Source organism: Kitasatospora sp. NRRL B-11411 (genome assembly GCF_000721345.1).
GTDB classification, from domain to species: domain Bacteria; phylum Actinomycetota; class Actinomycetes; order Streptomycetales; family Streptomycetaceae; genus Kitasatospora; species Kitasatospora cineracea.
Genome location: NZ_JOGH01000197.1, coordinates 1 through 7,242, shown reverse-complemented (window position 1 = coordinate 7,242; position 7,242 = coordinate 1). Strand labels below are relative to the sequence as shown.

The 7,242-nt window shown below is 77.6% G+C and carries 8 protein-coding genes; 3 read left to right on the top strand and 5 right to left on the bottom strand.

Annotated features, from left to right (window positions below; genetic code table 11):
- Positions 1–36: 36 nt before the first annotated feature.
- Positions 37–744: an HAD-IIIA family hydrolase gene (locus IH44_RS42015; RefSeq protein ID WP_081967372.1), complete on the bottom strand. Its 708-nt coding sequence runs from the start codon at positions 742–744 to the stop codon at positions 37–39.
- 229 nt (positions 745–973) lie between these two features.
- Here IH44_RS42015 and IH44_RS0138210 point away from each other — a divergent pair, with 229 nt between their 5' ends.
- Positions 974–1,861: an MBL fold metallo-hydrolase gene (locus IH44_RS0138210; RefSeq protein WP_030464458.1), complete on the top strand. Its 888-nt coding sequence runs from the start codon at positions 974–976 to the stop codon at positions 1,859–1,861.
- 14 nt (positions 1,862–1,875) lie between these two features.
- On the opposite strand, the gene IH44_RS45980 is transcribed toward IH44_RS0138210, so the two are convergent.
- The 3 genes from IH44_RS45980 to IH44_RS0138195 all read right to left on the bottom strand — a co-directional run bounded on the left by IH44_RS45980 (position 1,876) and on the right by IH44_RS0138195 (position 2,993).
- Positions 1,876–2,172 carry a hypothetical protein gene (locus IH44_RS45980; protein ID WP_030464457.1) on the bottom strand — a complete coding sequence of 99 codons (297 nt, stop codon included), beginning with the start codon at positions 2,170–2,172 and terminating at the stop codon, positions 1,876–1,878.
- Between the two features lie 136 nt (positions 2,173–2,308).
- Positions 2,309–2,512: a hypothetical protein gene (locus tag IH44_RS0138200; RefSeq protein ID WP_030464456.1), complete on the bottom strand. Its 204-nt coding sequence runs from the start codon at positions 2,510–2,512 to the stop codon at positions 2,309–2,311.
- A gap of 133 nt (positions 2,513–2,645) precedes the next feature.
- Positions 2,646–2,993, bottom strand: coding sequence for an STAS domain-containing protein (locus IH44_RS0138195; protein WP_030464455.1), 348 nt, complete (start codon positions 2,991–2,993; stop codon positions 2,646–2,648).
- A 357-nt stretch (positions 2,994–3,350) separates the two neighbouring features.
- Here IH44_RS0138195 and IH44_RS0138190 point away from each other — a divergent pair, with 357 nt between their 5' ends.
- A complete protein-coding gene (locus IH44_RS0138190; protein ID WP_030464454.1) occupies positions 3,351–4,307 on the top strand; it encodes an AraC family transcriptional regulator in 957 nt (318 codons plus the stop codon).
- Positions 4,308–4,346: 39 nt separating this feature from the next.
- On the opposite strand, the gene IH44_RS47515 is transcribed toward IH44_RS0138190, so the two are convergent.
- On the bottom strand, positions 4,347–5,066 hold the full coding sequence (locus IH44_RS47515) for a hypothetical protein (protein WP_198545109.1): 720 nt from the start codon (positions 5,064–5,066) through the stop codon (positions 4,347–4,349).
- Between the two features lie 202 nt (positions 5,067–5,268).
- Between IH44_RS47515 and IH44_RS0138180 the strand changes: the two genes are divergently transcribed.
- Entirely contained in the window at positions 5,269–7,026 is a 1,758-nt protein-coding gene (locus IH44_RS0138180) for a glycoside hydrolase family 15 protein (protein WP_030464452.1), read from the top strand.
- Positions 7,027–7,242 lie beyond the last annotated feature (216 nt).

Genomic DNA, 7,242 nt, shown 5'->3' with positions numbered 1-7,242 from the left:
TCCCCCCTCAGCCCTTCCCCCTCAGCCCGTTCCCCCTCAGGCCGTCCCCGCCGCGCACAGCAGCCGGACGGCGGCCGGCAGGTCGGCGGCGCGGCGGTGGCCCGCGACGGCGAGTTCGCCGGGGCGGGCGTTGTCGGGCCGGACGAGCAGGCCGTGCGCCCCGGCCGAGGCCGCGGCGACGAGGTCGGCGCCGGTGCCGCCGACCAGGGTGGTGCGCTCCGGCCGCACCCGCAGCGCCCGGGCCGCGGCGAGCACCAGCCCGGGGGCGGGCTTGCGGCAGCCGCAGCGGTCGGCGGGCCGGTGCGGGCAGACCGCCCACACGTCGAACGGGCCGAACAGCTCCTCGATCCGGTGGTGCACGCGCTCGATGCCGGGCCGGGTCAGGGATCCCCGGGCGACCCCCGGCTGGTCGGTGACCACGCCCAACCGGACGCCGAGCGCCCGCAGTTCGGCGACGGCCTCCCGGGCGCCGGGCCGCGGGTAGACCCGGCCGGGGTCGCCGTTGTAGGCGATGTCCGCCACCAGCACGGCGTCCCGGTCGAGCAGCACCGCGCCGCCGGGGACGCCGTCCTCGCCGTCCGTCCGCCGTCCGCCGGCGCCGCCCCGGAGCACCACCCACGGCCCGGCGGCCCCGGGGCCGGAGGTCCACGGTCCGGACGCCCACGAACTGGGCGTCCACGAGCCGCCGCCCTCCCACTGGCCGGGGCTGGTGGACGGTTCCAGGTAGTGCGGTGCGAACTCCATACCCTGCGGCTGACCAGGTCCGCCCGCCGCAAACCCGAATGGCCGGAGCACCTTTCCCGGAAATGTCAACCGCACAAAAAATGGGCCGCCGGAAAATCCCCGAAACGCGGTCGCAGAGCAGCGGTTCCGGCGGAAGTCAACGGCATTCCGCCGATGGATTCCTCCCCGTTCCACGTGATATCCATGGCGGAATCCGACCGCCGCCCTTTTCCCCGCCAAGGAGCGCACCATGAACGAGCAGTCACCCGAAGCCGGTTGGCACGTCGACCGGCGCTGCACCAACTGCGACGCCGCCCGGCAGCTCGCGCCGGGCCTGATCGCCGAAGTCGGCGGCCGTTCCGCGGTCGTCCGCCGGCCGCGCACCGGGGCGGAGGAGCAGGCGCTGCGCGCCGCCGCATTCGCCTGCCACACCCGGTCGGTCCGCCACGACGGGCACGTCCCGGCGCCGGAACTCGACCCTTTTCCGCTGCGGCTGACCGAACACGTGCACCTGTGCGGACACAACTCGCCGCGCACCGCCGGGGCGAATTCCTACCTGCTGCGCCGGCCGGCCGGAAATCTGCTGATGGTCGACACCCCGCGTTTCAGTTCCGCGCTGGCTGCGAAATACGCCGCCCTCGGCCCGGTCACCGACGTCCTGCTCACCCACCGCGACCACGCCGCGCACGGCCGCGCCTACGCCGACCGGTTCGGCGCCCGCCTGTGGATCCACGAGGGCGACCTGGCCGCCGCCCCGGACGCCGACCGGGTCGTGCGGGGCACCGAGCCGGTCGAGGTCGCCGAGGGGGTGAGCGCGCACCCGCTGCCCGGGCACACCGAGGGCAGCGTGCTGTACCTCGCCGACGGGCGCTACTGCTTCAGCGGCGACAGCTTCTACTGGTCCCGCGGCGACCGGGACCTCGCCGTCGCCGAATCGGTGACCTGGTACTCCGTCACCGAACTCGCCGCCTCGCTGGCCCGCACCGCTCCCCGGGTGCGCTTCGAGTGGCTGCTGCCCGGCCACGGCGACCGCCGCCACCTGCCCGCCGAGGAGTTCGCCCGCCGCCTGCACGCCCTGGCCGCCCGTACCGCCGAACTCCGGCCCCGCCCGGTCGACTTCACCGCCCTGCGCTGGTGAACGCGGCCCTCACCTCAGCCTTCGCCCGCCACCCCCAGCAGCGCCCCCGGCCCGGCCGGACCGCGCCGCCGCCGCACTGCCCGGAGGACGCGGTCGATCCGTTCCACACCGGGGCCGCCGGCCTGCCGCAGTTCCTCCGGCGTCGGTTCGCGGCCGGCCAGCCGGAGCACGGCGCAGAGCTGGCCGATCCACAACTCCTCCGGCGTGCAGGGCTGTTGCCGCCGGTCCGCGAGCAGCGCGGCCAGGTGCTCGGCCCCGCAGGCGACCAGCAGCCGGACCCCGCCCGGCCCCTGCCCCCGCCCGGGAAGCACCGCACTGTACGGGCGCCCGGCAGGCGGCGCGGCCCCACAGACCTCGCAGAACCGCGCGGCCCGCCGGGACGTCCCGGGCAGTCGGACCGGTCGAGTCGGTCGGTTCGGCCGGAGCGGCCGGGCGGCCGCCATGGCGTCAGTCCTCCCCCAGGACCGCGTACAGCTCCACGTCCGCCGGGGCGGCCGTTCCGGCGGCCACCGACGGCTGCCGGGACGGCGCGGCCGGCTGCGGGGCGCGTTCCTCGACCCGGTGCGCCGAGCGCGTCGACCGCGGTCCGGGCCGCCCCACGATGCCGACCGGCCCCGAGGGGATGGGGACGGCGTGACGACGGGTGTCCATGAGGTGCTTCCTTCCGTTCCCCCCTCGTTCCTGGTCGCCGCGCCTACCCGGAGGCCCGACCCGAAAACCCGCCGCCCGCAATGCCCCTGCACAGCAAGGAAGTTGCCGGCCGCACCCGCTCTCTCCCCTCCCGCTACCGCCGGGGTTCCACCACCTCGAACACCTCGTCCGTCCCGGTCACCTCGAGCAGCCGCACCACCTGGCCGCTCGGCGCGCCGAGCCGGAACGCGATGCCCGCCTCGATCGCCGCCCGCCGGGCCTTGATCAGCTCGTTGAGGCCGGACGACGAACAGAAGCCCAGCCGCGAACAGTCCACCACCAGGGTGCGCGGCGCCGGCCGTCCCCCGAGCGCCTCGCGCAGCGCCCGGGCCAGCTCGGGGGCGGTGTCCAGGTCGGCCTCGCCGGTCACCTCGACGACGCGGCTGCCGTCCGGACCCGGCCGGTGGGTGACCCGCAGTCCCGTCACCGTCTTCCTGCGCATGACCGTGTTCTCCTCCCGCCGTCCGTCCCCGCCGGGCCTTCGCCGCGCGCGGGCCGAGCCCTCTCCGCACACGGGCCGGGTCCTCGCCGGCTCCTCACCGGGTCCCTGTCGGATCCCTGCCGAGTGCTTCGGCGAACACCCCGAGGGGGTTCCCCTCCGACCGTCGCCGAGCCCGTGCCGCCCGCGCAGCACGGGGAACGAAATCTTCCGGCCGCTGCCGTCCCGGGAGCGAAACGCCGGCCGCGGCGGGCGGCCGGGGCGGCGCGGCAGGTTCCCCCGGGCGCCGTCGCCCCGTACCCTCGGGCGCCGGAGGAGGCGGCGGCCCGCCGGACGGGGCCGCCGGACAACAGCATGCCGATGGAGACACTTCGCTTCGACAGCCGCAGCGTCGACGCCACCGAGGAGTTCCTGTCCACCGCCTACACGCCGATGCGGATCGGCGGGCCGGTCGAGGACGCCCGGGTGCGGATCAGCCGCCACGCCGTGGAGCGGCTCAGCGTGGACCGCCTCAGCTTCGGCTACGACATGGCCTTCGACGCGCACGGCCTGCCCGGCGTCTGCCTGATCAGCATGCACAGCGGCACCCTGGTCGACCGCACCGGCGGCCGCGAACAGGTCTACGGCCCGGGCGACACCTTCCTGCTCGCCCCGCCCGGCACCCCGTACCGGGGCGAGGTCCGCTCCGCCCGCTACACCATCGCCATGTTCGACCCGGCCCTGCTGGCCGGGCTCGACCCCTCCGGCACCGGAGCGCCGGTCCGCTTCACCGGCACCCGCCCGCTCACCCCGGCGGCCGGGCGCGCCCTCGGCTCGGCCGTCGCCCACCTGCGCGACCACGTCCTCGGCGACGCGTCCCAACCGCCCGCCGGGCTGCTGGTCTCGACCGCCGCCCAGCACCTCGCCGCGATGACCCTGACCGCCCTCCCGCACAGCGCCCGCACCGACCCGGTCCGCGCCGACCGCACCGACGCGACCCCCGCCACCCTGCGCCGCGCCCTCGCCTGGATCGACGCCCACGCCGACCGGGACGTCACTCTCGCCGACATCGCCCGCGCCGCGTGCGTCACCCCCCGCGCCCTCCAGTACGCCTTCCGCCGCCATCTCGGCACCACCCCCCTCGCCCACCTCCGCCACGTCCGGCTGCAGGCCGCCCACCGCGACCTGCTCGCCGCCGACCCGGCCACCGCCACCGTCACCGACATCGCCATGCGCTGGGGCTTCGCCCACCCCGGCCACTTCGCCGCCCACTACCGCACGGCCTTCCACACCGCCCCGCACACCACCCTCCGCCGCACCGACCACCCGGCCGGTTGATCGTCAACTCGCTCGGCAGGCAGCCGAACTGACGCGACGTCAACTCTCGCCCTCCCGGCGGACCCGGATCGCCGCCTCCTCGGCCGACTGTCCGGGCCGCGGCGACCGGTCCTCCGTCCTGGAGGGCTGTTCGCCGATCTCCGGGCGTTCTGCGGCGAGGCGTTGGTCCAGGGACTCGCCGCGGGCCTGTTCGTCCCCCGTCACCCCGAAGGACTCGGCCGCGGCGGGACGGTCGCCGGGGACGGACGGGCGCTGCGGGTCGGCGGCGCGGTCGGCGGTGGGTGAGCCGTCCGCGAGGTCGGGGAGGCCCTCGTCCTCGGGCGCCGCCGCCGGGTCGGGCGGGCGGGCCCGTTCGGGGTCGAGGGCGGCGGGCGCGTCCTCGACCGCGTCCGGGCGGACCGGGCGGGACGGGGCCTGCGGCGGGCCGGGCGGGTCGAGTTCCCGGGTGACGCCACCGGTGCCGTTACCGTCGCCATCGCCGGTGCCGCCGTCGGTGCCGTTACCGTCGCCGGTGTCATCGCCGTCGCCGTCGCCGGGCCGTTCGTCCGGCGGGGTGCCCGGTACCGGGCCTTCGGCGATCTCGGGCTGCTGTTCGTCGCTGCCCGCCACGTTCGCCGTGCCGCCCTTGCCGATCGGCGCGGGGCCGCGTTCCGTCCCGTCGCCGCCGGCCTCCCGCTCGGCGTCCGGTTGCCGCCCTCCGGTCTCTGCGGGGCCGATCGCCCCGCCCATGTCGTGCAGTGGACGTTCCTGCCGTCGCATCCTCGGGTCCTCCCGTCGGGTCGCGGCCGCCGCCGGGCGGCCGACCGGCACGTGCGGCCGAGGGGGTGGCCACACGTGTGGCCGCGCGTGTGCCCGGTGCCCGCCGGTCGGAAACGGGCCGGGGCGGGCCCGGTGTTTCGCTCCGGCCGGGCCGGAAAGCCGCGCCATCGAGAAGTCGGCCGTCCATCCCCGGGAGACCGCCATGCCCGCCGCGTCCCACCGCCCCTGCACGCCGCCCGTCCCGCACGTGCTGCGCGCCTACGCGCTGCTCGCCGACGGCCACCGGGGCGCCCTGCTCGGCCCGGACGGCGTGCTCGGCTGGCTGTGCGTGCCGCGCTGGGACAGCGACGCGGTGCTGTCCGCGCTGATCGGCGGCCCGGGCTGGTACGGCGTCACCCCGACCGGGGCGTACGTGCCGGGCGGCCGGTACGAGGACGGCGGGCTGGTGTACCGCAGCCGGTGGGTCACCCGGGGCGGGGTGGTCGAGTGCCGCGAGGCGCTGGCCCGTCCGGCGGGCCCGCACCGCGCGGTGCTGCTGCGCCGCGTGGTGGCGGTGGACGGGCCCGCCGAACTGGAGGTGTCGCTGCACCTCGCCGCCGGTTTCGGCACCGCCGGCGCCGCCGCCACCGCCCGGGACGCGGCGGGGCGCTGGACGCTGCGCACCGGCCCGCTGCACGGGCGGCTGACCGGCCTGCCGGACGCCCGGCCCGGCCGCTGCGGCGGGCTGCACGCCGTGCTGCGCCTGCCCGCGGGCGCCCGGCACGACCTGGTGCTGGAACTCGGCGACCGCCCGCCCGCCGCCCCGCCGGACCCGGACCGCGCCTGGCGGGACACCGAGGCGGCCTGGGCGGCGGACGTCCCGGGCCCGGACGAACTGGCGGGGCTGCCGGGGCGCCGCGACGTCCGGCACGCGTACGCCGTCCTGACCGGCCTGACCGGGCCGGACGGCGGCAGCGTCGCCGCGGCCACCACCAGCCTGCCCGAACGCGCCGAGCAGGGCCGCAACTACGACTACCGGTACGTGTGGATCCGCGACCAGGCGTACCTCGGCCAGGCCCTCGCCGCCCGCGGGCCGCACCCGCTGCTGGCCGGCTCGGCCCGCTTCGTCACCGCCCGGCTACTCACCGACGGGCCGGACCTGGCCCCCGCGTACACCCTGGACGGCGGGCCCGTCCCGGACCTGCACCGGCTCGAACTGCCCGGCTACCCGGGCGGGTTCGACGTGGCGGGCAACCTGGTGAACCGGCAGTTCCAGCTCGACGGGTTCGGCGAGGCCCTGCTGCTGCTGGCCGCCGCCGCCCGGCACGACCAGCTGGACGCCGACGGGCGGCGGGCCGCCGTGGTCGCGGCCGAGGCGATCGCCGCCCGGCACCGCGAACCCGACTGCGGCATCTGGGAGATCCACCCCGACCACTGGACGCACAGCCGCCTCACCTGCGCAGCCGGCCTGCGCGCCGCCGCCGACGCCCTGCGCCGCCCCGACTGGCTGCCGCTCGCCGAACGCCTCACCGCCGCCGCGCTCGCCGAGTCCCTGCACCCGAGCGGGCGCTGGCAGCGCTCCCCGGCCGACCCGGCGGTCGACGCCGCCCTGCTGCTGCCCGCCCTGCGCGGCGCCGTCCCCGCCCACGCCCGCCCCACCCGGGCCACCCTCGCGGCGGTGCTCGCCGACCTCGCCGACGACCACCACTGCTACCGCTTCCGCCACCGCCCCGGCCCGCTCGCCGAGGCCGAGGGCGCCTTCCTGCTCTGCGGGTTCCTGGTCTCGCTGGCCCAACTCCAGCAGGGCCGCCTCCCCGAGGCCCTGCGCTGGTACGAACGCAACCGCGCCGCCTGCGGCCCGGCCGGCCTGTACGCCGAGGAGTACGACATCGCCCAGCGCCAACTGCGCGGCAACCTGCCGCAGGCCTTCGTCCACGCCCTGCTCCTGGAGACCGCCACCCGCCTCGCCCAGGCCGGCTGAACCCGGGCCGGCTGAACCCGGGCCGACTGAACCCGGGCCGGCTGAACCCGGGCCGGCTGAACCCGAGCCCGATCGATCCTGCCGAGCCGCACGGCCCGGGCGGGCGCTCCAGCACCACGCGGCCGCGCCGAGGGCCGTCCGCCGTGCCCAGCCGCTGACTTGACCGCCCGTCAACCCTCCCCGCCCCTCCCCGCCCGGGGCGTCTCGCAGCCGCTG

What these genes read in the sequence shown, in the direction of transcription:
- IH44_RS42015 (WP_081967372.1), bottom strand. Translation starts at nt 744, where the DNA reads ATGGAGTTCGCACCGCACTACCTGGAACCGTCCACCAGCCCCGGCCAG.
- IH44_RS0138210 (WP_030464458.1), top strand. Translation starts at nt 974, where the DNA reads ATGAACGAGCAGTCACCCGAAGCCGGTTGGCACGTCGACCGGCGCTGC.
- IH44_RS0138200 (WP_030464456.1), bottom strand. Translation starts at nt 2,512, where the DNA reads ATGGACACCCGTCGTCACGCCGTCCCCATCCCCTCGGGGCCGGTCGGC.
- IH44_RS0138195 (WP_030464455.1), bottom strand. Translation starts at nt 2,993, where the DNA reads ATGCGCAGGAAGACGGTGACGGGACTGCGGGTCACCCACCGGCCGGGT.
- IH44_RS0138190 (WP_030464454.1), top strand. Translation starts at nt 3,351, where the DNA reads ATGGAGACACTTCGCTTCGACAGCCGCAGCGTCGACGCCACCGAGGAG.
- IH44_RS47515 (WP_198545109.1), bottom strand. Translation starts at nt 5,066, where the DNA reads ATGCGACGGCAGGAACGTCCACTGCACGACATGGGCGGGGCGATCGGC.
- IH44_RS0138180 (WP_030464452.1), top strand. Translation starts at nt 5,269, where the DNA reads ATGCCCGCCGCGTCCCACCGCCCCTGCACGCCGCCCGTCCCGCACGTG.